At 58.5% G+C, this 23,697-nt stretch carries 25 protein-coding genes; 16 read left to right on the forward strand and 9 right to left on the reverse strand.

The window, feature by feature from the left end; genetic code table 11:
- Window positions 1–116: 116 nt before the first annotated feature.
- Window positions 117–1,073 carry an agmatinase gene (gene speB / locus Q1A75_RS15145; protein WP_299547274.1) on the reverse strand — a complete coding sequence of 319 codons (957 nt, stop codon included), beginning with the start codon at window positions 1,071–1,073 and terminating at the stop codon, window positions 117–119.
- A gap of 115 nt (window positions 1,074–1,188) precedes the next feature.
- On the opposite strand from speB, the gene guaB reads away from it, so the two are divergent.
- The 3 genes from guaB to Q1A75_RS15160 all read left to right on the forward strand — a co-directional run bounded on the left by guaB (window position 1,189) and on the right by Q1A75_RS15160 (window position 6,299).
- Window positions 1,189–2,637, forward strand: coding sequence for an IMP dehydrogenase (gene guaB / locus Q1A75_RS15150; RefSeq protein WP_299547277.1), 1,449 nt, complete (start codon window positions 1,189–1,191; stop codon window positions 2,635–2,637).
- Between the two features lie 44 nt (window positions 2,638–2,681).
- Window positions 2,682–3,842 (forward strand): RsmB/NOP family class I SAM-dependent RNA methyltransferase, encoded by a 1,161-nt coding sequence (locus Q1A75_RS15155; protein WP_299547280.1) that lies wholly within the window; start codon window positions 2,682–2,684, stop codon window positions 3,840–3,842.
- 252 nt (window positions 3,843–4,094) lie between these two features.
- Entirely contained in the window at window positions 4,095–6,299 is a 2,205-nt protein-coding gene (locus Q1A75_RS15160; RefSeq protein WP_299547467.1) for an ATP-binding protein, read from the forward strand.
- Window positions 6,300–6,304: 5 nt separating this feature from the next.
- Here the strand turns inward: Q1A75_RS15160 and Q1A75_RS15165 are convergent, their stop codons facing one another.
- Window positions 6,305–6,904, reverse strand: a complete 600-nt coding sequence (locus Q1A75_RS15165) for a gamma-glutamyl kinase (protein ID WP_299547283.1) — start codon at window positions 6,902–6,904, stop codon at window positions 6,305–6,307.
- Window positions 6,905–7,102: 198 nt separating this feature from the next.
- Here Q1A75_RS15165 and recA point away from each other — a divergent pair, with 198 nt between their 5' ends.
- The 3 genes from recA (at window position 7,103) to Q1A75_RS15180 (ending at window position 11,281) form a co-directional block, all read left to right on the forward strand.
- Complete coding sequence (gene recA / locus Q1A75_RS15170; RefSeq protein WP_299547286.1) at window positions 7,103–8,182, forward strand: recombinase RecA; 1,080 nt, start codon at window positions 7,103–7,105, stop codon at window positions 8,180–8,182.
- A gap of 155 nt (window positions 8,183–8,337) precedes the next feature.
- Complete coding sequence (gene alaS, locus Q1A75_RS15175; RefSeq protein ID WP_299547289.1) at window positions 8,338–10,992, forward strand: alanine--tRNA ligase; 2,655 nt, start codon at window positions 8,338–8,340, stop codon at window positions 10,990–10,992.
- Window position 10,993: 1 nt separating this feature from the next.
- Window positions 10,994–11,281 carry a DUF1330 domain-containing protein gene (locus Q1A75_RS15180; RefSeq protein ID WP_299547292.1) on the forward strand — a complete coding sequence of 96 codons (288 nt, stop codon included), beginning with the start codon at window positions 10,994–10,996 and terminating at the stop codon, window positions 11,279–11,281.
- Window positions 11,282–11,337: 56 nt separating this feature from the next.
- Here the strand turns inward: Q1A75_RS15180 and typA are convergent, their stop codons facing one another.
- The 3 genes from typA to Q1A75_RS15195 are packed head-to-tail and all read right to left on the reverse strand — an operon-like array spanning window position 11,338 to window position 14,020.
- Window positions 11,338–13,155, reverse strand: coding sequence for a translational GTPase TypA (typA, locus tag Q1A75_RS15185; protein ID WP_299547295.1), 1,818 nt, complete (start codon window positions 13,153–13,155; stop codon window positions 11,338–11,340).
- A 59-nt stretch (window positions 13,156–13,214) separates the two neighbouring features.
- On the reverse strand, window positions 13,215–13,550 hold the full coding sequence (locus tag Q1A75_RS15190) for an SMR family transporter (RefSeq protein ID WP_299547298.1): 336 nt from the start codon (window positions 13,548–13,550) through the stop codon (window positions 13,215–13,217).
- Window positions 13,551–13,561: 11 nt separating this feature from the next.
- Complete coding sequence (locus Q1A75_RS15195; RefSeq protein WP_299547301.1) at window positions 13,562–14,020, reverse strand: Lrp/AsnC family transcriptional regulator; 459 nt, start codon at window positions 14,018–14,020, stop codon at window positions 13,562–13,564.
- A gap of 112 nt (window positions 14,021–14,132) precedes the next feature.
- Between Q1A75_RS15195 and Q1A75_RS15200 the strand changes: the two genes are divergently transcribed.
- Window positions 14,133–14,339 (forward strand): DUF6356 family protein, encoded by a 207-nt coding sequence (locus Q1A75_RS15200; protein ID WP_299547305.1) that lies wholly within the window; start codon window positions 14,133–14,135, stop codon window positions 14,337–14,339.
- A 39-nt stretch (window positions 14,340–14,378) separates the two neighbouring features.
- Here the strand turns inward: Q1A75_RS15200 and Q1A75_RS15205 are convergent, their stop codons facing one another.
- The 4 genes from Q1A75_RS15205 to Q1A75_RS15220 all read right to left on the reverse strand — a co-directional run bounded on the left by Q1A75_RS15205 (window position 14,379) and on the right by Q1A75_RS15220 (window position 17,158).
- A complete protein-coding gene (locus Q1A75_RS15205) occupies window positions 14,379–15,593 on the reverse strand; it encodes an NADP-dependent isocitrate dehydrogenase (protein WP_299547308.1) in 1,215 nt (404 codons plus the stop codon).
- A gap of 97 nt (window positions 15,594–15,690) precedes the next feature.
- A complete protein-coding gene (locus tag Q1A75_RS15210) occupies window positions 15,691–16,269 on the reverse strand; it encodes an HD family hydrolase (protein ID WP_299547310.1) in 579 nt (192 codons plus the stop codon).
- Window positions 16,266–16,505 (reverse strand): hypothetical protein, encoded by a 240-nt coding sequence (locus tag Q1A75_RS15215; RefSeq protein WP_299547312.1) that lies wholly within the window; start codon window positions 16,503–16,505, stop codon window positions 16,266–16,268. The genes Q1A75_RS15210 and Q1A75_RS15215 overlap by 4 nt, the downstream gene beginning before the upstream one ends.
- On the reverse strand, window positions 16,505–17,158 hold the full coding sequence (locus Q1A75_RS15220) for an alpha/beta hydrolase (protein ID WP_299547315.1): 654 nt from the start codon (window positions 17,156–17,158) through the stop codon (window positions 16,505–16,507). The genes Q1A75_RS15215 and Q1A75_RS15220 overlap by 1 nt, the downstream gene beginning before the upstream one ends.
- A gap of 157 nt (window positions 17,159–17,315) precedes the next feature.
- Here Q1A75_RS15220 and Q1A75_RS15225 point away from each other — a divergent pair, with 157 nt between their 5' ends.
- The 9 genes from Q1A75_RS15225 (at window position 17,316) to sufD (ending at window position 23,696) form a co-directional block, all read left to right on the forward strand.
- Window positions 17,316–17,777, forward strand: coding sequence for an Rrf2 family transcriptional regulator (locus Q1A75_RS15225; RefSeq protein WP_299547469.1), 462 nt, complete (start codon window positions 17,316–17,318; stop codon window positions 17,775–17,777).
- 63 nt (window positions 17,778–17,840) lie between these two features.
- Entirely contained in the window at window positions 17,841–18,884 is a 1,044-nt protein-coding gene (locus Q1A75_RS15230) for an aminotransferase class V-fold PLP-dependent enzyme (protein WP_299547318.1), read from the forward strand.
- Window positions 18,885–18,903: 19 nt separating this feature from the next.
- Window positions 18,904–20,427, forward strand: a complete 1,524-nt coding sequence (gene sufB, locus Q1A75_RS15235; protein WP_299547321.1) for a Fe-S cluster assembly protein SufB — start codon at window positions 18,904–18,906, stop codon at window positions 20,425–20,427.
- Window positions 20,428–20,430: 3 nt separating this feature from the next.
- Window positions 20,431–20,622, forward strand: coding sequence for a hypothetical protein (locus Q1A75_RS15240; protein WP_299547324.1), 192 nt, complete (start codon window positions 20,431–20,433; stop codon window positions 20,620–20,622).
- Window positions 20,619–20,972 (forward strand): hypothetical protein, encoded by a 354-nt coding sequence (locus Q1A75_RS15245; protein WP_299547327.1) that lies wholly within the window; start codon window positions 20,619–20,621, stop codon window positions 20,970–20,972. Before Q1A75_RS15240 ends, Q1A75_RS15245 begins: the two co-directional genes overlap by 4 nt.
- Window positions 20,973–20,976: 4 nt before the next feature.
- Window positions 20,977–21,309: a hypothetical protein gene (locus tag Q1A75_RS15250; protein ID WP_299547330.1), complete on the forward strand. Its 333-nt coding sequence runs from the start codon at window positions 20,977–20,979 to the stop codon at window positions 21,307–21,309.
- A 10-nt stretch (window positions 21,310–21,319) separates the two neighbouring features.
- Window positions 21,320–21,634, forward strand: a complete 315-nt coding sequence (locus tag Q1A75_RS15255) for a heavy metal-binding domain-containing protein (RefSeq protein ID WP_299547332.1) — start codon at window positions 21,320–21,322, stop codon at window positions 21,632–21,634.
- 32 nt (window positions 21,635–21,666) lie between these two features.
- Complete coding sequence (gene sufC / locus Q1A75_RS15260; protein ID WP_299547335.1) at window positions 21,667–22,422, forward strand: Fe-S cluster assembly ATPase SufC; 756 nt, start codon at window positions 21,667–21,669, stop codon at window positions 22,420–22,422.
- Window positions 22,422–23,696, forward strand: a complete 1,275-nt coding sequence (gene sufD, locus Q1A75_RS15265) for a Fe-S cluster assembly protein SufD (RefSeq protein ID WP_299547338.1) — start codon at window positions 22,422–22,424, stop codon at window positions 23,694–23,696. The genes sufC and sufD overlap by 1 nt, the downstream gene beginning before the upstream one ends.
- The last annotated feature ends 1 nt before the right edge of the window (window position 23,697 follow it).

Below are 23,697 nucleotides of genomic sequence, written 5' to 3' on the forward strand. Positions count from 1 at the left end.
GGCCATCAAGGAAACCGACCGCCCCTATCTTCTCAGAGAATAAAACAGAGGCAATGGAATACGCATAACCTCGGGGGTGAGGCGCTTTGCGCCGAGGGGGCTGGCCCCCATACGCGTCAATTGGTTCCGCGAGTGTGAAAGATGAAGCCCAGCAGTTTCATCAATACCTGTGCGGCCAGAATGGTCGTGGACCCTGTGGGGTCATAATCCGGCGCAACTTCAACCAGATCAATGCCCACGATATCGTGCCGCTTGGCCGCTGCTTGCAGCATCTCAAGCACATCATAGTACAGAAAACCGCCATGGCTGGGTGTGCCGGTGCCCGGCGCGATCGAGGGACAGAAGGCATCGATGTCGATGGTGATATAGAGCCGCGCGCCTTCGGGGATGCGGTCAATCACTCCCTTGGCCCCAAGCGCGCGCGCCTGACGGACCGAGAGGATGTCCGACCCCGCCGCGCGCGCATCATCGTAGCCCTCCTTGGCGGTCGAGCTGACATTGCGGATACCGACCTGCGTCAGCCCGGTCACATAGTCACACTCTGCCGCGCGTCGCATGGGGTTGCCGTGACCATGCCGTACGCCGTGGCGTTCGTCGACAAAATCCAGATGCGCATCGATCTGGAGGATATGGATGTCACCCTGACCGTCAAAGGCCCGGATGCAGGGGATGTTGACCGAGTGATCACCACCAATGGTGACGGGCAGGGCACCTGCGGCCAAGGCGGCCCGCACGCCTGCTTCTATGTTGGCGTGGCTGCCTTCCGTATCCGTGTGGATGATGTCCGCGTCGCCCATATCGACGATGAGCACGGTTTCGGGCAGATAGGTCGCGTCGTCCTCATGATCATAGGCGCCGGCATGGCCAAAGCTGAACAGAGTGGACGCCTCGCGCACCGCCCGCGGGCCGAACCGGGCACCGGACCGCCATTGCGTTCCAGCATCAAAGGGCGCCCCCAGAATGGCGACATCGGCGCTTAACTTGCTCCAATCTTCGACATAGGGGCGTTTGCCGAAGGTTGAGATGCCGACAAAGGGCAGGTTCAGGCGGCCGGTATCGTATGTGTTCGTCATGCGCGCACTCTGCTGAGGCTTATGTCCCGAGGCAAGCGCCCGATTTGCCCCCTTTCCATTTTTGCAGGTCCATGAAATAGGGAGGCGTCAAACGAACCTTCCCAAGGAGACCCCCATGGAGATTCGCGAGGCGCTCACCTTCGATGATGTTCTTCTGGTTCCGGCAGCGTCCAACGTGCTGCCCAACACCGCAGATACCCGTACACGGGTCACCCGTAGCATCGACCTGAATATTCCGCTGCTCAGCTCGGCCATGGACACCGTGACCGAGGGGCGCATGGCCATCGCGATGGCTCAGGCCGGGGGCATGGGCGTTGTGCACCGCAACTTGGACATCGCAGCGCAGGCGCAAGAAGTCCGGCGGGTGAAACGGTTCGAAAGTGGGATCGTCTACAATCCGATCACCCTCAGCGCCAATCAGACCCTTGCCGATGCGCGCGCGCTCATAGAACGCTACGGCTTCTCCGGCTTTCCTGTGGTTGACGAAAATCGGCGCGTCGTCGGGATCGTAACCAATCGCGACATGCGCTTTGCCGAAAATGACGCTACGCCCGTGTCGGTCATGATGACCACGAAAGACCTTGCTATCCTGCACGAACCCGCTGACCGCGATGAGGCCATCAGCCTGATGAAGGCACGTCGGATCGAAAAGCTGCTGGTGACGGATGCTGACGGCAAGCTCACGGGTTTGCTGACGCTCAAGGATACCGAAAAGGCAGTTTTGAACCCGACAGCGTGCAAGGATCACCTGGGACGCTTGCGCGTGGCGGCCGCCTCGACCGTTGGCGACGCGGGCTTTGAACGTTCGCAGGCCTTGGTGGATGCGGGCGTCGACATGATCGTGATCGACACGGCCCACGGCCATTCCGAAGGCGTGGCCGAGGCGGTGCGCCGGGCCAAGAATCTATCCAACGAAGTACAGATCGTTGCGGGCAATGTGGCCACGAGCGAAGCTACACGTGCGCTGATCGATGCAGGTGCAGATGCCGTGAAGGTTGGTATCGGGCCGGGGTCAATCTGCACGACGCGGATGGTGGCTGGCGTAGGTGTTCCGCAGCTGACAGCGATCATGGATTGTGCCGCAGCGGCAGGCGATGTGCCCGTTATCGCGGATGGCGGCATCAAGTTCTCGGGCGATTTTGCCAAGGCCATCGCGGCGGGTGCATCCTGCGCCATGGTTGGCAGTATGATTGCGGGCACTGACGAATCCCCAGGCGAGGTCATCCTTTATCAAGGACGTAGTTTCAAATCCTATCGCGGCATGGGCAGCCTCGGCGCCATGGCGCGCGGGTCCGCTGACCGTTACTTCCAAAAGGACGCTGCCAGCGACAAGTTGGTGCCCGAAGGTATCGAAGGACAGGTGCCTTACAAGGGGTCAGCTGGTACAGTGATCCACCAGCTTGTCGGTGGTTTGCGGGCTGCGATGGGCTACACCGGCTGTGCAACCGTTGATGAGATGCGTAAGAACTGCAACTTCGTCAAAATCACTGGCGCGGGCCTCAAGGAAAGTCACGTGCACGATGTACAGATTACGCGCGAGTCTCCTAACTATAGAGTTATGTGATAAAACAATGCGTTCTGGTGCGAAATTTATGTTGATATAGTTCCATGACACCCGGCGCACGCGTGGCTGCGGCCATCGAGATACTTGATGCAATTGAAGGCGGGCAGCCTGCCGAGCGTGCACTCACCCGCTGGGCTCGTGCCAGCCGATTTGCCGGATCCAAGGACCGTGCAGCGGTTCGCGATCATGTTTTTGATGTCCTGCGACACTGGCGCAGCGATGCTGCGCGCGGCGGGGCCGAAACCGCGCGCGCGCGTCTGATCGGTCGATTGCGCGACCAAGGCATCGACCCGGACACGCTGTTTGATGGGCAAGGACACGCGCCTGCGCCGCTGTCTGATCTCGAACGCGCAAGCAGCGGGCCGCTCGAACCCAAGGGCGTAGCTTGGGATCTTCCGGACTGGTTGGTACCGGTCTTCGAGCGCAGTCTGGAAGTGGATGCCAAACAGACCGCGCTGGCTTTGACAGAACGTGCGCCGGTGACCTTGCGCGTGAACCTGTCGAAGTCGACTGTTTCAGACGTGCAGGCGGCCTTGATCGGGGACGGCATCACGACCGCAGCCAATCCACGTGCTGCGACAGCCTTGACCGTGACCGATGGCGCCCGACGTATTCGAAGCTCCAAAGCCTATGCCGACGGTCGGGTCGAAATGCAGGATGCTTCAAGCCAAGCAGCGGTTGCTGACCTTGGAACACCCGGGCGTGCGTTGGACATGTGCGCCGGAGGCGGCGGCAAAGCACTGGCCATGGCTGCGCTCGGTTGGTCTGTCACTGCAAGCGATATTGATATGGCTCGGATGGGTGATCTTCCCAACCGGGCAACGCGAGGGGGACACAAGATCATGATCTGTCCGCCAGAGCGCCTGATGCCAAGCGACAAGTTCGATCTGGTGTTCATAGACGCCCCTTGCTCTGGATCAGGCACTTGGCGACGCGCGCCCGATGCAAAGTGGGCCCTGACGCAGGACCGGCTGGATGCCCTGACGCAAACGCAGAGTGAAATTCTGACCCAAGCGGCGAAACATGTCGCACCAGGTGGCACGCTTGTTTATGCGACATGCTCTGTTTTGCAGAGCGAAAACGAAAAGCGGGTGCAAAACTTCACAGCGACTACTTCACAGTTTCGACTGCTTAGGACAAACCGTTGGCCGGTTGATGCATCGGGCGATGGGTTCTTTGCTGCACGCTTGACACGCGAGGGTTGAATAGGCCTTACTCAACCTCAGGTTTATCGTGCTGAGATACTTCGCCTTAAGCGTCGTGTCTCTCATACGCAGAAACGGACACTGTTTAAGAGCCAGTTAACCGTTTTGGTCGCAGAAAGGCACAACGAATCGACAAGGATGAGGTGCCTGGTGTCCGAAAGCGCGCGATCGTCATTCAGTTTGACACACCCTGAAAAGGAGGGCTCGCATCGTGCTGTCAGCCTTTTGGGTGCGTCGGTTCTGTTGGGGGTTATGGGCGTGCTTGCGCCCGAACGCTTGATCCAGATGGGGTTGCTCGCAGCTTCGCTTGCTGTGATGGGCCTTGGCTTTGCCGCCACGTTTCTGGCGCGCAAATCCAGATCGCGCCATGAAAACACAATATCCACTATCGCAGCCTTTATTGAAAAGGATGCGTCCCCCAGCTTTGTCTGTACCACCGACGGCGAAGTGTTGCAGGCCAATGCAGCCGCGCGTCAGGCCTATGCTACCCGTCGGGGGGAGACGTTGGCAGGAACCTTGCGGAATACATTCGCAAATCCGGGCGGAATCCTGTTTCGGCTCAAAAATCAGGCCGGAATCGACGGAGCTGCACGCGAGGATATCGTGACCCGTAAGGGACACATGCGTCTCGCTGTACATGAAATGAAAGACGATACGCTGCTCTGGCGGCTTGAAGCTGCGCCGGACACGGGCCAAGGCCGTGGTACCGACGGTCCGGGCCTTCCCATGTTGATGGTGGGGCGAACGGGTGCAGTACTTTATATGAACGAGAGCGCGCGTAAACTTGTTGGCGGGCGCGTCAAAACGCTTGAAGCCGTTTTTGAACAGATCCCGGTGCGGTTGGGATCTGTAAACTCTTTGACGAACAATGATGGAGCGGTGGACGTTCTTGTCACGCAAGTCGATGCGGGCGCAGGTCGGCATGCATATTACCTTTTACCACCCCCGACCGATGATGAGGGCAAGGCGGGCAGTTGGACATCTCTTGAGGATTTACCCGTACCACTGGTTCGGTTTTCTCCGGATGGAGAGGTGCGTGGATTCAATCGCTGTGCGTCAGACCTGATCGGAACAAGCCTTGCCGAAGGAAAACACATCTCGGCTTTGATGGCTGGACTTGGTCGACCGATCAGCGATTGGCTTGAGGAAACGGCATCGGGGCGAGCAGTCCAACAGTCGGAATTTCTTAGGCTCACCCGCTCAGACAAGGAAATGTTTGTGCAGGTCGCACTCAACCGCATGAACGATGATGGCGAAGTTTCGGTGATCGCAGTTTTGGCGGATGCGACCGAACTCAAGACGCTTGAAGCACAGTTTGTACAAAGCCAGAAAATGCAGGCGATCGGACAGCTTGCGGGCGGTGTAGCCCATGACTTCAACAATCTGCTGACGGCCATTTCGGGCCATTGCGACTTGCTGTTGTTACGCCACGATCAAGGCGATCCGGACTATAGTGACTTGGTGCAGATCAATCAGAATGCCAACCGTGCTGCCGCTTTGGTCGGTCAATTGCTGGCGTTCTCCCGCAAGCAAACGTTACGCCCGGAAGAGCTTGACCTGCGCGACACGATGTCCGACCTCACGCATCTTCTAAATCGCCTCGTCGGGGAAAAAGTCACCCTGAACCTGTCACACGACCCGGTTCTGAAGCCTATCCGCGCCGATAAACGGCAGTTGGAGCAGGTGTTGATGAACCTTGTCGTAAACGCGCGTGACGCGATGCCTGACGGCGGCGAGATACAGATTGATACCGAGTGCATGACCTTGTCCGAACCACTGGAACGCGATCAGGTGAGTGTACCTGCGGGCGACTATGTTTGCCTGCGCGTCATAGATCAGGGCGTCGGCATTTCAGCCGACAAGCTGCAAAAAGTATTCGAGCCGTTTTATACAACGAAAAAGACCGGAGAAGGTACCGGGCTGGGGCTTTCTACTGCCTACGGGATTGTGAAACAGACGGGCGGTTTCATCTTTGTCGACAGCACGCTGGGGCAGGGCACCTGTTTTTCGATTATGTTCCCTGTCCTCGAAGTAACGACATCAAAGGCACCTGTCGCAAAGGCGCCCATCCAGGTTGCAGAGCCGAAACATGGCGATGGTGTGATTCTGCTGGTCGAAGATGAGGCGCCTGTGCGCGCCTTTGCCAGTCGGGCACTGCGTTTGCGAGGCTATACAGTGCTTGAAGCCGATTCAGCCGAAGCAGCGCTCAAAACGCTCGAAGATGTGTCATTGAATGTCGATCTGTTTGTGACCGATGTTGTCATGCCGGGAAAAGATGGCCCATCTTGGGTGCGTGAAGCGCTGCAAGAACGTCCTGATGTACGTGTTGTCTTTGTCTCGGGCTACGCCGAAGATCGGCTTACTGATCAACAGAGAGAGATTCCGAACTCGGTCTTCCTGCCAAAACCGTTCTCCCTCAACGATCTTGCAGAGACGGTCCACCAACAATTGCACTGAAGAGGTCAGGTGGCAGGAATGCTTTCATAGAGAGCGAACTCTTCCGCGAACTTCCGGCGAAAACGCTTTTCAACGTCCGATGACAATTCCAGTTCGCGCGTGGGTGAGACGTTTTCCTGGCCCAATTCAAAGGTCACGCCAAGTCGTTCACTCAGAAAAGATTGCAGTCGCTCCTGATCTTCGTACCGGAAGAGGTGTGTCACACCCGTTCCATTCGGCTGACGTTCAAGAAACTTGTACTGGCTTCCGACATCCGCGAATTCGGGTTTCCTGCCCTTCATGTAAGCAAGCACGAAGTTATCGAAACTAATGTCATGGGTGGCGTTTGGATTGCCTTCCATGAATGGGCGTTGCCGATATCGCCACCAACTGCCGAGCCAACTGATGGGTTCCCTCATAACAGCCATTACATCCAGTTCGACTTCGCAAACATTCAGGAACATGGGGCGGATGAAGCGGTTGTAGCGATACACCGGTGCATGTTTCAGCGCGGGTGGTTCCGAAATCACCAGATCCGCGTGAGGTGCCAGCGCGGTTTCATAAGCAGAGGTGCCTGTCTTGGGCGTGGCCAGAAACGCCAGCCTTGCCTTGTAAAACACCAGCATGTCCCGCCTCGTTTCGTTTTTTGTCCACTTTGCTTTGGATCGTAAACTACTCCTTAACCCGTGCCGACAAAAGGTAGGTGTATAGAAATTTATTGAAATGTTCTCGATTTGATCTCATAAGGAACACAAGGGGAACATTAAAGCAGTTGCGGCAGTGATTGCCGCCCCCCGGCGGGTATGACACAAAGGACCAAAGCAATGGCAACGGCAGACCTTTTGACCATGACAAACAAGAAATCGGCAGACAAACAAAAGGCGCTCGACAGTGCCCTGGCTCAGATCGAACGGCAGTTCGGCAAGGGGTCGATCATGAAACTTGGCGATGAAAACGCCATCCAGGATATCAAGGCCAGCTCGACCGGATCGCTTGGCCTCGACATTGCGCTTGGCATTGGCGGCTTGCCCATGGGCCGGATTGTCGAAATCTACGGGCCCGAATCTTCGGGTAAAACCACGCTAACCCTGCACTGTGTGGCCGAACAACAGAAGGCTGGCGGCGTCTGTGCCTTTGTTGATGCAGAACATGCGCTTGACCCGCAATACGCCAAGAAGCTGGGTGTGAACATTGATGAGCTGCTGATTTCGCAGCCGGACACCGGCGAACAAGCGCTTGAGATCACCGACACGTTGGTGCGCTCTGGTGCGGTGAACATGGTCATCGTTGATTCTGTGGCGGCTCTGACACCCAAGTCGGAACTTGAAGGCGATATGGGCGATTCAAGTGTCGGCGTGCAGGCTCGCCTGATGAGCCAGGCCATGCGCAAGCTGACAGGTTCAATCAGCCGCTCGAACTGCATGGTGATCTTCATTAACCAAATCCGGATGAAGATCGGCGTCATGTTTGGTTCGCCCGAAACCACCACGGGTGGCAACGCGCTGAAATTCTATTCCTCCGTACGTCTCGACATTCGGCGGATCGGTTCTCTCAAGGATCGGGACGAAGTTGTTGGCAACGCCACTCGGGTAAAAGTCGTCAAGAACAAAGTGGCCCCGCCTTTCAAGCAGGTAGAGTTCGACATCATGTATGGTGAAGGTATCTCGAAAATGGGCGAACTCCTGGACCTTGGCGTCAAGGCAGGTGTGGTTGAAAAGTCGGGATCTTGGTTCAGCTACGGGGACGAACGGATCGGGCAGGGGCGGGAGAATGCCAAGACCTTCCTGAAGGAGAACAATCGCATCTCCTACGAGATCGAGGACAAGATCCGCGCGGCACACGGGCTCGACTTCGATATGCCGGAAAATGAACAGGTCGGGGACGACGATATTCTTGAGGCGTGATGCATAAAGGGCTGGCGCGCCTGCAAGGGTAATCCGTCGGTTCAGGTATATTCAGAACGGGGCGTTGCACCTGCAGCGCCCCGTTTCGTTTGTGGACACTGTCCGCCCTCGGGGCTATGTCAAGACAACTGATCTGACGCCCCGGGACCATGCCCATGCCATCGCTCAATGACATCCGCTCGACTTTTCTGAATTACTTTGAAAAACAAGGGCATGCGGTCGTGCCGTCCAGCCCACTGGTCCCGCGCAACGATCCCACGCTGATGTTCGTGAACTCGGGCATGGTTCAGTTTAAGAACATGTTTACCGGGCTTGAGCGACGCGACTATACCCGCGCCACGTCAGCTCAGAAATGCGTGCGCGCTGGGGGCAAGCACAATGACCTCGATAACGTAGGATATACTGCGCGCCACCACACATTTTTTGAGATGCTGGGCAATTTCAGCTTCGGCGACTACTTCAAGCACGAAGCGATCCCCTTCGCGTGGAACCTGATCACGGGCGAATTCGGGATTCCCAAGGAACGGCTTTATGTCACCGTGTATCACACGGATGATGAGGCGTTCGAGATATGGAAGAAGGTTGGCGTGCCCGAAGACCGGATTATCCGTATCGCGACGTCTGACAATTTCTGGCAAATGGGCCCGACCGGTCCCTGCGGTCCGTGCACCGAGATTTTCTATGATCACGGCGATCATATCTGGGGCGGCCCGCCCGGCAGCCCGGAGGAGGATGGCGACCGTTTTATCGAGATCTGGAACATTGTTTTCATGCAGAACGAGCAGTTCGAAGATGGGTCTATGATCGATCTGGAGATGCAGTCCATCGATACCGGTATGGGGCTGGAGCGCATTGGGGCCCTGCTTCAAGGCAGCCACGACAACTACGATACGGACCTGTTCAAGTCGCTGATCGAAGCCTCTGCAGATGCGACGGGCGTTGATCCCTATGGCGATCAGAACGTGCATCACCGGGTGATTGCAGATCACCTGCGCTCGACCTCATTCTTGATTGCGGATGGCGTGATGCCGTCGAATGACGGGCGCGGATACGTGCTGCGCCGGATCATGCGCCGCGCGATGCGGCATGCGCACCTTTTGGGGGCCAAGGACCCGGTCATGTACCGGCTGGTGCCTGCGTTGGTGCAGCAGATGGGCGCGGCCTACCCGGAATTGGGGCAGGCGCAGGCGTTGATCACTGAAACACTGCAGGCCGAGGAAACCCGGTTCAAACAGACCCTCGACCGGGGCCTGAAGCTGCTGGATGACGAGTTGGCCGGGCTGGCCGACGGCGCGGACCTGTCGGGTGAAGCGGCCTTCAAGCTTTATGACACCTATGGCTTCCCGCTTGACCTGACGCAGGATGCCTTGCGTGAGAAGGGGCGTGGGGTGGACACGGACGGTTTTGACGCCGCCATGGCCGAACAGAAAGCCAAGGCGCGTGCCGCGTGGTCCGGCTCGGGCGAAGCGGCAGATGCAACTGTCTGGTTCGACGTGGCCGAGGCCAGCGGCGCAACCGAGTTCCTTGGCTATGACAGCGAAACCACCGAAGGGCAGATCGTTGCCCTCGTGATGGACGCTGCGCAGGTCGACAAGGCGGATACGGGCGCAAAGGTGCATATCGCCTTCAACCAAACGCCATTCTACGCAGAAAGCGGTGGTCAGGTCGGTGATACCGGCATCATCCGCACGGAAAATGGTGAGGCGCGTGTGATCGACACACGCAAGACGGCCGATGTCTTTGTTCATATCGCTGAGGTGGTAAAAGGAAGCATTTCCAAGGGTGAAGCAGCTGTTCTTGAAGTGGACCACGCGAGACGCACGACAATCCGGGCCAACCACTCGGCGACACACCTGCTGCACGAAGCGCTGCGCAAGGCGCTTGGGGATCACGTGGCGCAGCGCGGGTCGCTCAATGCGCCGGACCGCCTTCGTTTCGACTTCAGCCATGGCAAGGCGATGAGCCTTGCAGAATTGAACACGGTCGAGGCTGAGGTAAACGCCTATATCCGCCAGAACGCACCGGTTGAGACGCGAATCATGACGCCCGATGATGCGCGTGACCTGGGGGCGCAAGCGCTGTTCGGCGAAAAATACGGTGATGAGGTGCGTGTGGTGTCCATGGGTACCGAAGCTGGATCGGGCAAAGGCATCAGCGGCGATACCTATTCGCTTGAATTGTGCGGCGGCACGCATGTGCGTCAGACGGGCGACATTGGCGCCTTTGTCACCCTGGGTGACAGCGCATCCAGCGCCGGCGTGCGTCGGATCGAGGCGCTGACGGGGCAGGCGGCCATGGACTATCTGCGCGGTCAGGATCAGCTGTTGACGGAAACGGCCACCGAACTGAAAGCGCAGGCCCAGGATGTGCCATCCCGGGTCAAGGCGCTGATGGATGAACGCAAGGCGCTGGCCGCCGAAGTGGCGCAGCTGCGCCGTGATCTGGCCATGGCGGGAGGCGGACAAGCCGCACCCGAGGCCGAGGACGTGAACGGAACGCCGTTCCTCGCACAGGTGCTGAGCGGTGTGACAGGCCGGGATTTACCTGCTTTGATTGATGAACACAAAAGCCGCATGGGCACCGGTGCGATCCTTCTGATCGCGGATGCCGATGGCAAAGTGGCCGTGGCCGCCGGTGTCACGCAGGACAAGACCGACAGTGTGAACGCGGTTGATCTGGTCAAGGCCGCCGTGGTGGAACTGGGCGGCAAGGGTGGCGGTGGTCGCCCGGACATGGCCCAGGGCGGGGCCAAGGATGCAGCAAACGCGGACGCCGCCATCGCAGCGGCCAAAGCGGTCATGGGAGGATAAGATGCCAGCACTCTGGATTGCACATGTCACCGTCACTGACGAAGAGGCGTACAAGAAATACGCCGCAGGCGCGACGGTTGCGATCGCCGATCATGGGGGAACGTTCATCGCGCGCGGCGGCTGCTATGTGCAGCTAGAGGGCAAGGATCGCCCGCGCAACGTTGTCGCTAAATTCCCCGACGTGGAAACTGCCGAACGCTGCTATCATTCCGATGCGTATCAGGCCGCACTTGAACACGCCCGCGGTGCATCCGAGCGCGAACTTCTGATTGTAGAGACCACGGAATAGGTCTTCTTCTGGCCAAAAATACCTCGGGGGTCTGGGGGCTGGCCCCCAGTCCGCCCTTATGACGCCCGCGCCATCCGCTTCCGTTCATGCGGATCCAGATACCGCTTGCGCAGCCGCACGGCGTTCGGTGTCACCTCGACCAACTCGTCGTCATCTATATAGGCAATCGCCTCTTCCAGCGACATGGTGATAGGTGTGGTCAGGCGCACGGCTTCGTCAGTCCCCGAGGCGCGGACGTTGGTCAGCTTTTTGCCTTTCAACGGATTCACTTCCAGGTCGTTGTCCCGGCTGTGCTCGCCGATGATCATGCCGGTGTAAACGTCGGCTTGCGCGCCGATGAACATGCGCCCGCGCTCTTCGAGGTTCCACAAGGCAAAGGCAACGGATTGGCCATTCTCCATCGAGATCAGAACGCCTGCGCGGCGTCCCGGGATCGGCCCCTTGTGCGGTGCCCATTCATGGAACACGCGGTTCAGCACACCGGTGCCGCGCGTGTCGGTCAGGAATTCGCCATGATAGCCGATCAAGCCGCGCGACGGCACATGGGCCACGATGCGCGTTTTGCCCGCGCCTGCGGGTTTCATCTCGACCAGGTTGCCTTTACGTACGCCGGTCAGCTTTTCGATAACGGCGCCTGAATACTCGTCATCCACGTCAATCGTGGCTTCTTCGATCGGTTCGTGGCGGACGCCATCGATCTCTTGAAACAGCACTTGCGGGCGCGAAATGCTCAGCTCAAACCCTTCGCGGCGCATGTTTTCGATCAGAACACCCATTTGCAATTCGCCGCGGCCTGCCACTTCGAAGGCGTCGCCGCCCGCAGTGTCCGTGATCTTGATGGCAACATTCGATTCCGCCTCTTTCATCAGGCGGTCGCGGATCACGCGGGATTGGACCTTCTTGCCGTCACGTCCCGCCAGGGGCGAGTCGTTGATGCCAAAGGTGACGGTGATGGTTGGTGGATCGATGGGTTGTGCGGGCAAGGCGTCGGATACAGATGTCGCAACGATACTGTCGGCTACGGTCGCCTTTGACATGCCTGCAAGCGTGACGATATCGCCCGCCTCGGCCAGATCGATAGGCTGCTGGCCCAGCCCGCGGAAGGCGAGGATTTTGGTGCAGCGGAAGTTTTCGATCAACGTGCCATCGCGGCTGAGCGCCTTGACGGTTTCGCCTGCTTTCAGAGTTCCGGATTCGACACGGCCCGTCAGGATACGGCCAATGAACGGGTCCGATCCCAAAGTGGTTGCCAGCATGCGGAAGGGTTCGTCCTTGGCTGCGACTTGTGCCGGGGCAGGGACGTGATCCACGATCAGATCAAACAGCGCCGAAAGGTCCTTGCGCGGGCCATCTAGCTCCATGTCTGCCCAACCTGAGCGGCCCGAAGCGTACATCGCCGGGAAATCAAGCTGGTCATCATCCGCACCAAGGTTGGCAAAGAGGTCAAAGCATTCGTCAAGCGCGCGGTCCGGCTCTCCATCGGGTTTGTCGACCTTGTTCAGAACGACAATGGGGCGCAGGCCCAGCGCCAAGGCCTTGGAGGTTACGAACTTGGTCTGCGGCATCGGTCCTTCGGCGGCATCCACCAGCAGGACAACACCGTCGACCATGGACAGGATACGCTCGACCTCGCCGCCGAAATCGGCATGGCCGGGTGTGTCCACGATGTTGATGCGCGTGCCTTTCCATTCGACCGATGTCGCCTTGGCCAGGATGGTGATCCCGCGCTCGCGCTCAAGGTCATTGCTGTCCATGGCCCGTTCGGTTGTGGCCTGGTTGTCGCGGTACGTGCCGGACTGTTTCAGCAATTCGTCCACAAGCGTGGTCTTGCCGTGGTCGACGTGAGCGATGATAGCGATGTTGCGCAGATCCATGGACGGGCCTCATGAGTTGTTGCCCGGCCCATATAGCGCCGCAATGCAGAATGAAAGGGTTAGTGTGTTGCCGTCTTCGAGAAGAGCTGGATCACCACGATACCTGCGATGATCAACCCAAGCCCAACGATGGCAGGCAGGTCCAGGCGCTGCCCAAACACCGCAAAACCAATCAAGGCAATCAGAAGAATCCCCAACCCCGACCAAAGGGCATAGGCGATGCCGACGGGGATGTACTTCAAAGCGATCCCAAGAAAGAAAAACGCTACACCATATGCCAATACCACCAGCAGCGTCGGTCCTACGCGCGTAAACTGGTTGCTGGCCTGCAGCGCGGTGGTGCCGATAGTCTCGGCAGCAACGGCCAGGACAAGATAGATGTAGTGAAGGGGCATTGGATTGGCTTTCAGATGGGCAGCGCGGTGCCGTCCTTTATCTCTTCCATGACGAAACTCGCAGATACATCCGCAATTGGCACGTGATGGATCAACTGTTGATAAAGGGCATCATAGCCCGCCATATCCCGTACACGCGCGCGGATCAGGTAGTCCAGATCACCTGTCATCCTGTAGGCGCTCAGGATTCCCGGGACTGTCCGGACGGCCCGGTTGAATTTCTGCTGCCAGTCCGGATCATGGCTGTGCGTGCGGATCTGCATGAATACCATCAGGCTCATCCCGACGGCAGCAGGATCAAGCAACGCGACCCGGGCTGTGATGGCACCGCTCTCTTCCAGCGCGCGCACGCGGCGCCAGCATGCATTCCGGCTCAGCCCAACCCGGTCCCCAAGGGTTTCAAGCGAAACGCCTGCGTCCCGTTGCAACTCGCGCATGATTCGCATGTCGATGTCATCAAATGTCTTCATAACTCTAATGTTGGTGGGAGTATGTCACAGCACAAGGGGGCTCACCCCGCCAAATTGGGAAAACATGACCCTGTCGTCCGCATACTCTGCACAAACAAAATAGGAGTATCAAATGCTGGCTCGAGTGTTTCTGTCCCATCCCCGCAGCGTGGATGAAAGCTATGCCCAACATGCCGTCTTTGCGGGCGGATTTGCTGTTCGTTTGTTTCTGGCGGGCGGCGCGGCACTGATCCATGCACTTGTTACGTGCCTGTTTGAAAAGACGGCCAGTCGGATGATTGGGACAATGTACGCCCGCACACATAATCGCGGTCAGTAGGGATCGCGCCCATACCGGGCACGATCCTGCGGCGGCTGTTTACCCGGTCAGCGCCTTGTTCAGGTTTTCGTCGATCTTTTCAAGAAAGCCCATGGTGGTCAGCCATCCCTGATCAGGACCGACAAGCAGCGCCAGATCCTTGGTCATGTGGCCGCCTTCTACGGTCTGCACGATGACCTTTTCCAGTGTCGCTGCAAAGGTTTGCAGCGCGGTGTTCCCGTCCAGCTTGGCCCGGTGCTTCAAACCACCGGTCCACGCATAGATCGACGCGATGGAGTTGGTCGAGGTCTGCTCGCCCGCCTGATGCTGTCGGTAGTGGCGGGTGACGGTGCCGTGTGCGGCCTCGGCCTCGACGATCTTGCCATCGGGTGTCATCAACTGGCTGGTCATCATGCCAAGCGAGCCAAAGCCTTGGGCCACAACATCTGACTGCACATCGCCATCATAGTTTTTGCAGGCCCAGACAAACCCACCATTCCACTTGATGGCGCAGGCCACCATGTCGTCGATCAGGCGGTGTTCGTACCAGATCTTCTTGGCTTCGAACTGGTCCTTGAATTCGGCGTCATAGACCTCTTGGAAGATTTCAAGGAACCGCCCGTCATATTGTTTGAGGATCGTGTTCTTGGTCGATAGGTAAACCGGCCAGCCGAGGTTCAGGCCGTAGTTTAAGGACGCACGTGCAAAGTCGTAGATCGACTTGTCGATATTATACATCGACATGAACACGCCCGCGCTGTCGGCCTTGTACACTTCGTGCTCGATCTCGGTGCCGTCTTCGCCAACGAACTTCATGGTCAGCGTGCCCGCGCCGGGGAACTTCATGTCGGTGGCTTTGTACTGGTCACCAAAGGCGTGACGGCCCACCACGATGGGACGGGTCCAGCCCGGGACCAGGCGGGGCACGTTGCGGCAGATGATCGGCTGGCGAAAGATCACGCCGCCCAGGATGTTGCGGATGGTGCCGTTCGGGCTGCGCCACATCTTCTTGAGACCGAATTCCTCGACCCGTGCCTCATCCGGGGTGATGGTCGCGCATTTGACGGCGACGCCCACTTCCTTGGTCTTTTCGGCGGCGTCGATGGTGATCTGATCTTCGGTCCGGTCGCGTTCTTCGATCCCCAGATCGTAATAGAGCAGGTCGATATCCAGGTAGGGTTCGATCAGCTTCTTCTTGATGAAGTCCCACATGATGCGGGTCATCTCGTCCCCGTCCATTTCGACAATGGGGTTCTCTACCTTGATCTTGGTCATGGATGGGTCCTTTGCAGCACTGTCAGTCTTGTTTAGCGCTTAGCGGGTCAGAACGGGTTTGGAAAGTCTGTATGCAATGGTATACAGAAATTCCGTATCAAGAAAGCGATGCAAAGAACGCGCTGATGCGTTTGCTGGCATAGTCCCAAAGTGCTGGCGCGCCACGCTCGATCTTTGTGCCAACGCGGGTGGTAATGGTTTCCTCGGTGACATTGTAGTCGGTCCAACTGCCACCACCCGAGGCAAGGTTCAGCATCGGTGGTTGAAACCGGTCCAGCGCCTTTGCAAAAAGCGAGGTCGGGGTTTCAGCGGCTTCGAACTCTTCCCAGATCGGGCGCAAGGCGCTGGCAATATCAGCGGGCAGAAGGCCGAACAGGCGATCGGCCGCTGCCGCTTCCTGTGCCGCGACGGCAGCGGCGTCCACGTCTTCAAAGATGGGATTGTCGCCTGCGTCAATCTCGACCAGATCGTGCAGGATCAGCATCTTGATAACGCGATTGATGTCGACATCCGGACCTGCCTGATCCGCCAGCACAAGTGCATAGAGGGTCAGGTGCCATGAGTGTTCCGCGCTGTTTTCGACACGGCTGCCATCGGCCAGAGTGGTCGCGCGGTTGATGGACTTGAGCTTGTCTGCCTCGTTGAGAAAGGCGATCTGCTGATCAAGCCGCGTCACTCAGACGCCTGTTCCGCGCGATGCGCCTTGATCTTCTGAGCAAGAAAGCGACGGCCGGCGTCATTTGCCATCCGCGTGCGGATCGCGGTCAAAAACGCCTCTTCCAGCGTTTGGGATGATGCGCCCAGTACATCGCCCACTTCCATAAACAGGCGGTCATTGCCCACCTCGTTCTGCACGGCAAGGCATTCCTCGGCTAGCTTGTTAGCCATTTCGACGACGACGGGATCGGCCATCAGCGCGTCGTTTCTGTCAGGCGCCGTTTCACGTAGTCGGTCGTGTTGCCGATCAGCGTGTCCAGATGCGGCTCTTCAAAGAAATGGCCCGCCCCCTCGACCTGCGTGTGCGTAATGGTGATACCCTTTTGATCATGCAACTTCGACACAAGTGATTCTGTGTCGGCCGGCGGTGCCACACGGTCAGCCGTTCCGTTGATGATCAGACCCGAGGACGGGCAGGGGGCCAGAAACGAAAAGTCGTACATGTTGGCCGGAGGCGACACCGAAATAAACCCGGTGATCTCGGGCCGCCGCATCAACAGTTGCATGCCGATCCACGCGCCGAACGAAAAGCCCGCAACCCAGCAGTGCTTGGAATTGTTGTTCATCGACTGCAGGTAATCGAGGGCCGAGGCGGCATCGCTCAGCTCGCCAATGCCCTGATCATATTCACCCTGGCTGCGCCCGACACCGCGGAAATTGAAACGCAGAACAGTGAACCCCATGTTGAAAAAGGCATAGTGCAACGCATGCACGACCTTATGGTTCATGGTGCCGCCGAACTGCGGATGTGGATGCAAAACGATGGCGATCGGCGCATCACGTTCTTTTTGAGGGTGGTAGCGGCCTTCGAGGCGGCCTTCGGGTCCGGGAAAAATGACCTCGGGCATATGGTGTTCTGTCCTCGCGCGTCTTTTTTAGGTTCCGATTTCTTGACGAAATTGATCGGATACCTTAGAACGGTTCTAACTTTTCCGACAGGTCATACATCCTGCAGTGGCAACGATGTATGACCTTGTGTCGGTGACGTCAATTGGGGGTTTTGCCATGAAACTGTCGACCAAGGGGCGCTATGCGATGGTGGCACTGGCCGACATCGCAATGCAGCCCGGTGATCAGCTCGTCAGCCTGGGGGATATTTCGTCCCGACAGGACATCTCGTTGCCGTATCTCGAACAGCTCTTCGTCAAGTTGCGGCGCGCCGATCTGGTGTCCTCTGTCCGCGGCCCTGGCGGGGGATACAGGCTGTCGCGGTCAGCATCAGACATTCGCGTGGCTGATATTCTGGCAGCGGTCGACGAAAAGGTGGACGCGATGCATAAGGGGGCCGGGGCTTCGGGCGCGGCGTCCGGGTCCAAGGCACAGTCGCTGACCAACCGTTTGTGGGAAGGGTTGAGCGCGCATGTCTACGTCTTCCTCCACCAGACCCGTCTGTCGGATGTGATCGGGAATGAACTTGCCCCGTGTCCGGCGGTGCCCAACCTGTTCGCGGTGGTTGATGATGGGTAGCGTTGACTGGGGGCCAGCCCCCAGACCCCCGGAGTTTATATGGCAAGATGAAGGATGGATCGGGTGAGCCGCATCTATCTGGATCATAACGCGACAACACCGCTGCGGCCTGAGGCGCGCGAGGCGATGCTGCGCGCCATGGATGCGGTCGGCAATCCGTCGTCGGTTCATGCCGAGGGTCGGACATCCAAGGCCATTATCGAGAAAGCCCGCGCGCAAATTTCCGACGCACTCGGGGCCTCAGGGGCCGATATCGTCTTCACCGCCAGCGCGACCGAGGCTGCAGCCCTTGCCTGTGCGGGGCGCTCCCTGCATGGATCTCTTATTGAGCATGACGCGGTGGGCGCGTGGATAGATCCTGTTCTGGCTGCAGACACCGACGGACGTATCCACGTCGAAACACCCGTCGCGTCCTGCTTGCAGATGGCCAATTCCGAAACAGGCGTTGTGCAGGACGTCCCGAAAGGCCTTGCTCTTAGTGATATGACACAAGCCTTTGGCAAGCTGCCGTTCGGGTTCGACTGGGTGGGCGTGGAAATGGGCCTGATCTCTGGCCACAAGCTGGGTGGACCAAAGGGTGTGGGTGCGTTGATCCTGCGGCAAGGCTTGGATGTACCGGCGCAAGTCCGGGGCGGGGGGCAGGAAATGGGTCGGCGCTCCGGCACTGAGAACGTCGTTGGCATCGCCGGGTTCGGCGCAGCAGCCGAGGCAGCACAGCGCGATGTTGCGAGCGGAAAATGGGACCGGGTCGAGAAACTTAGAAATATTCTAGAAAACGCTCTTGCTGCCGCCTCAAAGACAACTATTTTTGTCGGGAAAGACTCGAAGCGCCTGCCGAACACCTCCTGTTTCATTACGCCCGGCTGGAAAGGCGAGACGCAGGTGATGCAGATGGATCTGTCCGGTTTCGCCATCTCGGCGGGGTCGGCCTGTTCCAGCGGCAAGGTCAAGGCGAGCCGGGTGTTGAAGGCAATGGGCTACTCAGAGCTTGAAGCGGCATCAGCGGTGCGGGTGTCACTGGGGCTCGAGACGACGGATGAAGATGTTTTGCGTTTTGCCGATGTGTGGGCGCAAAAACTGAGGAAACACGAGGCGCGGGCGGCTTGAACCGCTCAGATGCGAGAGGATGTCTGACATGGAAAATGTTATCGTCAAAGAAGGTGTCGATCAGGAAACTGTGGATGCCGTTGCCGAAGTGGGCGGCGCGTACAAGTACGGCTGGGAAACCGACATCGAGATGGAATACGCCCCGAAGGGCCTGACGCCAGACATCGTCAAGCTGATCTCGGAAAAGAATGAAGAGCCCGAGTGGATGACTGAATGGCGTCTGCAAGCCTATGATCGCTGGCTGCAGATGAAGGAACCCGATTGGGCCATGGTCGACTACCCCGAGATCGATTTTCAGGATCAGTACTACTACGCCCGGCCCAAATCGATGGAGGTCAAGCCGAAGTCATTGGACGAGGTCGACCCCAAACTGCTGGCAACGTACGAAAAGCTGGGCATTCCGCTGAAGGAACAGATGATCCTCGCCGGTGTCGAAGGGGCCGAGGATGCCCCCGCCGAAGGCCGCAAGGTCGCTGTGGATGCGGTCTTTGACTCCGTGTCCGTTGGCACGACGTTTCAGGCGGAACTGAAAAAGGCCGGCGTGATCTTCTGTTCGATTTCCGAAGCGATCAAGGAACATCCCGAGCTGGTCAAAAAGTACCTCGGATCGGTCGTGCCGGTGCAGGACAACTTCTATGCCACGCTGAACAGCGCTGTCTTCTCGGACGGGTCGTTTGTCTATGTACCTCCGGGTGTCCGCTGCCCGATGGAGCTGTCCACCTATTTTCGCATCAACGCAGAGAATACTGGCCAGTTCGAACGCACGCTGATCATTGCGGACAAAGGCAGCTATGTGTCCTACCTCGAAGGCTGCACAGCGCCCCAACGCGACACCTCGCAACTGCACGCAGCTGTTGTTGAAATCGTCCTTCTGGAAGATGCCGAGGTCAAATACTCCACCGTCCAGAACTGGTATCCGGGCGACGAGAACGGCAAGGGCGGTATCTACAACTTCGTGACCAAGCGCGCCGATTGCCGGGGCGATCGGGCCAAGGTGATGTGGACACAGGTCGAAACGGGTTCAGCCGTGACGTGGAAGTACCCGTCCTGCATCCTGCGCGGCGATGACAGCCAGGGCGAGTTCTATTCCATCGCCATCGCAAACAACATGCAGCAGGCCGACACCGGCACCAAGATGGTGCATCTGGGCAAGAACACCAAGTCGCGCATCGTGTCCAAGGGCATCAGCGCGGGCAAGGCCCAGAACACCTATCGGGGCCTTGTGTCCATGCACCCCAAAGCCAAGGACAGCCGCAACTATACGCAGTGTGACAGCTTGTTGATCGGTGACAAATGCGGTGCCCACACGGTGCCGTATATCGAGGTGAAGAACAACTCTTCCCGTGTCGAACACGAGGCGACGACTTCCAAGGTGGACGACGACCAATTGTTCTATTGCCGCAGCCGCGGCATGGACGAGGAAGAGGCGGTGGCCCTTGTGATCAACGGCTTCTGCAAGGACGTGCTGCAGGCGCTGCCCATGGAGTTCGCCATGGAAGCGCAGCAGCTGGTTGCCATTTCGTTGGAAGGGTCGGTGGGCTGATCCATGTCTGACCAGAAGGAATCCCGGTCCGCCTTTGCGATCATGGCCTTGTCCGTCCTTGGGGGCGCGGCAATCGGCGGTGGCGTGGGTGTGCTGTTGTTGCCTGACTTCGCGTCGGCGCTCGCCATCGGCGGGGCCATGACAGGTGGCGCAATCGGGGCGGCGTTCTTTCTTTTTGCCGGGGCGGATCGATGACAGATCTGTCCAACACACAGCGGACCGACGCCAGGATCAAACGTCACGTGGTCTCTAACCTGGACGGCACGCAGCAGGGCGGGCTGGCCTTTGTCATCACCGTGATCGGTGGAATGATTGTGGCTGCGTCACTTGGCTGCGTCACTTGCGCCGGGGGCGCTGACGTCCTTCTGGGTGTGGCTTGCGCTTCTGATGTTGTCTGTTGCGGTGGCCATGGGAACCCAACGGTTGTTCGCCCGCGCTACGTCGGAGGATGTGGAATGAACTGCAAAACAACAGCGCCCTGCGTCGACGTCACCGATGGACAGGTCCGTGGTCGGCAGCAGACTGCGCTTGTGCAGGGAGGGTAATTCGATGGCACCTGATACACCACGCAAGCCAAGCGGCCTGCAGGTTCGGTTCGGACACCCCGGTCGGCTCTTGCCGGAAACGCGCGAACTCACCTTGGTGATCCTCGTCCACCTGATCGTGTTCATGCTGTCTATCGCGCATGACGAAATTGTTGCCGAGATGGTCGAAGACGGTTGGTTCATTGCAAAATACGCAGAACGGTTCGATATCTTGATGGGGCTTGTCCTTTTCATCTGCTGGGGCGCGCTGACACTTCGGTTCGTCACAATTCTGCGGTGTGCCCGTGCCGGTGACGGCCTGTGCCGAGACTGCAGTCAGCCGCATGGAAATGACTGAAGGGCGCAAGATGATCTTGACTACCACCAATACGGTCGAAGGCCACAAGGTCACCGACTACCGCGGCATCGTCGTGGGCGAGGCGATCATGGGCGCCAACGTTGTCCGTGATTTCTTTGCCGGGGTTACGGATATCATCGGTGGCCGCTCGGGGGCGTACGAGTCCAAGCTGCAGGACGCCCGCGACACGGCGATGGCCGAACTGGAACAGCGCGCGGCAGCCCTTGGGGCCAATGCCGTGATCGGGATCGACCTCGATTACGAGGTGGTCGGAGATTCAATGTTGATGGTCAGTGTTTCGGGCACTGCCGTCATTCTGCAATAGCGCGCGACAGGCGCGAGACGAGGAAAAGAAAAATGCTGAACATCAAAGACTTGCACGTGCAACTTGAAGAAGAAGACAAGCAAATCCTGAAGGGTGTCGATCTGACGGTCGAAGCGGGCAAAGTGCACGCGATCATGGGTCCTAACGGGTCGGGCAAGTCAACTCTGTCCTATGTCCTCTCGGGTCGCGACGGATACGAGGTTACGAGCGGTCAAGCCACTCTTGATGGCGAAGACCTGCTCGAGATGGAACCGGAAGAACGCGCCGCTGCGGGCCTGTTCCTTGCGTTCCAATACCCGGTGGAAATCCCGGGTGTCGGCAACATGACCTTCCTGCGCACCGCAGTGAACGCGCAACGCAAGGCACGGGGCGAGGATGAAATGAGCGCCGCCGACTTCCTGAAAGTTATTCGCGAACGCGCCAAAGCATTGAAAATCGACGCCGACATGCTCAAGCGTCCCGTCAATGTTGGCTTCTCGGGTGGTGAGAAAAAACGCAATGAAATCCTGCAGATGGCGATGCTTGAGCCCAAGATGTGCATTCTTGACGAGACAGATTCCGGCCTCGATGTCGACGCGATGAAACTGGTCGCCCAAGGTGTGAACGCGCTGCGCAATGAAGGGCGTGGGTTCCTGGTGATCACGCACTACCAGCGTCTTCTGGACCACATTAAACCCGATGTCGTGCACATCATGGCAGACGGCAAGATCGTGAAAACGGGTGGCCCCGAGCTGGCGCTTGAAGTCGAAAACAACGGTTATGCCGACATCCTGGCCGAGGTGGCATAATGGCTGAACCCGCACCCAAGTCGAACCCGACCGAGGATCGGTTGGACACCCTGGCCATGCCGCAGAACGGCTGGGCGGATGCGACGCGCAAGGCGGCGTTGGCTCGCCTGCGCGAAATGGGTCTGCCCGGACGTCGCGACGAGTATTGGAAGTTCACACGGCCGGACAGCCTTGTGCAGTCCACAGCCCCCGTCGCCGCGCTGTTCCACAACGAAGAGGGGCCGTTGTTTGGCGACCTTGACCGGCTCAAGATCGTGTTTGTCGATGGTGTATTCGACGCCGATCAGTCTGATGATCTGACCTTGTCTGGTGTACGCATCGACCGGCTGGCCGAAAGCGCAGATATTCACTGGGCGTCCGACCTTTACGGTGCGCTTGAGGGGAACGGTCACTACGTGCCAAGGCCGTTGGCAGCGTTGAACACCGCCTATGCCACCGATGGCGTGTTGATTCATGTCACGGACAGGGCTGAAAAGCCTATCAATTTCATCTACTTGCATGAAAACGAAACGTCGGACGCGATCTTGCACCACGTGATCAAGCTTGATCCGGGTGCCGAGGTGACCTTGCTCGAAACCGGCCCGGCCGCTGCACGTTTCAATAAGGTAATGGAAGTGGATGTGGCCGATGGCGCGACCTTCCATCATGTACGTGCGCAGGGGCGGGACCACGAACGCCGCGCAGCCACGCATATCTTTACGCGGTTGGGTGCCGAATCCGTGTTCAAGTCGTTCACACTGACCGTGAATGGTCGCCTGACCCGCAACGAATGCGTGATCGATATCACCGGCGACGATGCGGTCGCGCATGTGGCCGGGGCCTGCGTGGGCGATGGCGATTTCCACCACGACGACACGGTGTTTGTCACCCATGACGCGCTGCGCTGCGAAAGCCGCCAGGTGTTCAAGAAGGTGCTGCGCAACGGTGCTGTTGGTGTGTTCCAGGGCAAGATCCTGGTCAAGGAAGGTGCCCAGAAAACAGACGGTTATCAGATCAGCCAGTCGCTTTTGCTGGATGATGACAGCCAGTTCCTCGCCAAGCCCGAGCTTGAAATCTATGCCGACGATGTGGCCTGTTCCCACGGGTCCACGTCCGGTGCCATTGATGAAGATGCGTTGTTCTACCTGCGCTCGCGCGGTGTCCCGGCTGAGATCGCAACAGATCTGTTGACGTTGGCCTTCCTCGCCGAGGCTGTGGAAGAGATCGAGGACGAAGTTTTGCGCGACGCATTGGTTGAACGCCTGCAAGGCTGGCTGGAGCGTCACCGGGGCTAAG

Origin of the sequence: uncultured Tateyamaria sp. (assembly GCF_947504105.1) — a bacterium.
GTDB lineage: Bacteria > Pseudomonadota > Alphaproteobacteria > Rhodobacterales > Rhodobacteraceae > Tateyamaria.

Coding starts and splice junctions, on each gene's coding strand:
- sufD (WP_299547338.1), top strand. CDS start 22,422: ATGGCTGAACCCGCACCCAAGTCGAACCCGACCGAGGATCGGTTGGAC.
- speB (WP_299547274.1), bottom strand. CDS start 1,073: ATGACGAACACATACGATACCGGCCGCCTGAACCTGCCCTTTGTCGGC.
- Q1A75_RS15245 (WP_299547327.1), top strand. CDS start 20,619: ATGACAGATCTGTCCAACACACAGCGGACCGACGCCAGGATCAAACGT.
- Q1A75_RS15205 (WP_299547308.1), bottom strand. CDS start 15,593: ATGACCAAGATCAAGGTAGAGAACCCCATTGTCGAAATGGACGGGGAC.
- recA (WP_299547286.1), top strand. CDS start 7,103: ATGGCAACGGCAGACCTTTTGACCATGACAAACAAGAAATCGGCAGAC.
- alaS (WP_299547289.1), top strand. CDS start 8,338: ATGCCATCGCTCAATGACATCCGCTCGACTTTTCTGAATTACTTTGAA.
- Q1A75_RS15200 (WP_299547305.1), top strand. CDS start 14,133: ATGCTGGCTCGAGTGTTTCTGTCCCATCCCCGCAGCGTGGATGAAAGC.
- guaB (WP_299547277.1), top strand. CDS start 1,189: ATGGAGATTCGCGAGGCGCTCACCTTCGATGATGTTCTTCTGGTTCCG.
- Q1A75_RS15160 (WP_299547467.1), top strand. CDS start 4,095: ATGGGCGTGCTTGCGCCCGAACGCTTGATCCAGATGGGGTTGCTCGCA.
- Q1A75_RS15255 (WP_299547332.1), top strand. CDS start 21,320: ATGATCTTGACTACCACCAATACGGTCGAAGGCCACAAGGTCACCGAC.
- Q1A75_RS15250 (WP_299547330.1), top strand. CDS start 20,977: ATGGCACCTGATACACCACGCAAGCCAAGCGGCCTGCAGGTTCGGTTC.
- Q1A75_RS15215 (WP_299547312.1), bottom strand. CDS start 16,505: ATGGCCGATCCCGTCGTCGTCGAAATGGCTAACAAGCTAGCCGAGGAA.
- typA (WP_299547295.1), bottom strand. CDS start 13,155: ATGGATCTGCGCAACATCGCTATCATCGCTCACGTCGACCACGGCAAG.
- sufB (WP_299547321.1), top strand. CDS start 18,904: ATGTCTGACATGGAAAATGTTATCGTCAAAGAAGGTGTCGATCAGGAA.
- Q1A75_RS15220 (WP_299547315.1), bottom strand. CDS start 17,158: ATGCCCGAGGTCATTTTTCCCGGACCCGAAGGCCGCCTCGAAGGCCGC.
- Q1A75_RS15195 (WP_299547301.1), bottom strand. CDS start 14,020: ATGAAGACATTTGATGACATCGACATGCGAATCATGCGCGAGTTGCAA.
- Q1A75_RS15240 (WP_299547324.1), top strand. CDS start 20,431: ATGTCTGACCAGAAGGAATCCCGGTCCGCCTTTGCGATCATGGCCTTG.
- Q1A75_RS15165 (WP_299547283.1), bottom strand. CDS start 6,904: ATGCTGGTGTTTTACAAGGCAAGGCTGGCGTTTCTGGCCACGCCCAAG.
- Q1A75_RS15225 (WP_299547469.1), top strand. CDS start 17,316: ATGAAACTGTCGACCAAGGGGCGCTATGCGATGGTGGCACTGGCCGAC.
- sufC (WP_299547335.1), top strand. CDS start 21,667: ATGCTGAACATCAAAGACTTGCACGTGCAACTTGAAGAAGAAGACAAG.
- Q1A75_RS15190 (WP_299547298.1), bottom strand. CDS start 13,550: ATGCCCCTTCACTACATCTATCTTGTCCTGGCCGTTGCTGCCGAGACT.
- Q1A75_RS15155 (WP_299547280.1), top strand. CDS start 2,682: ATGACACCCGGCGCACGCGTGGCTGCGGCCATCGAGATACTTGATGCA.
- Q1A75_RS15180 (WP_299547292.1), top strand. CDS start 10,994: ATGCCAGCACTCTGGATTGCACATGTCACCGTCACTGACGAAGAGGCG.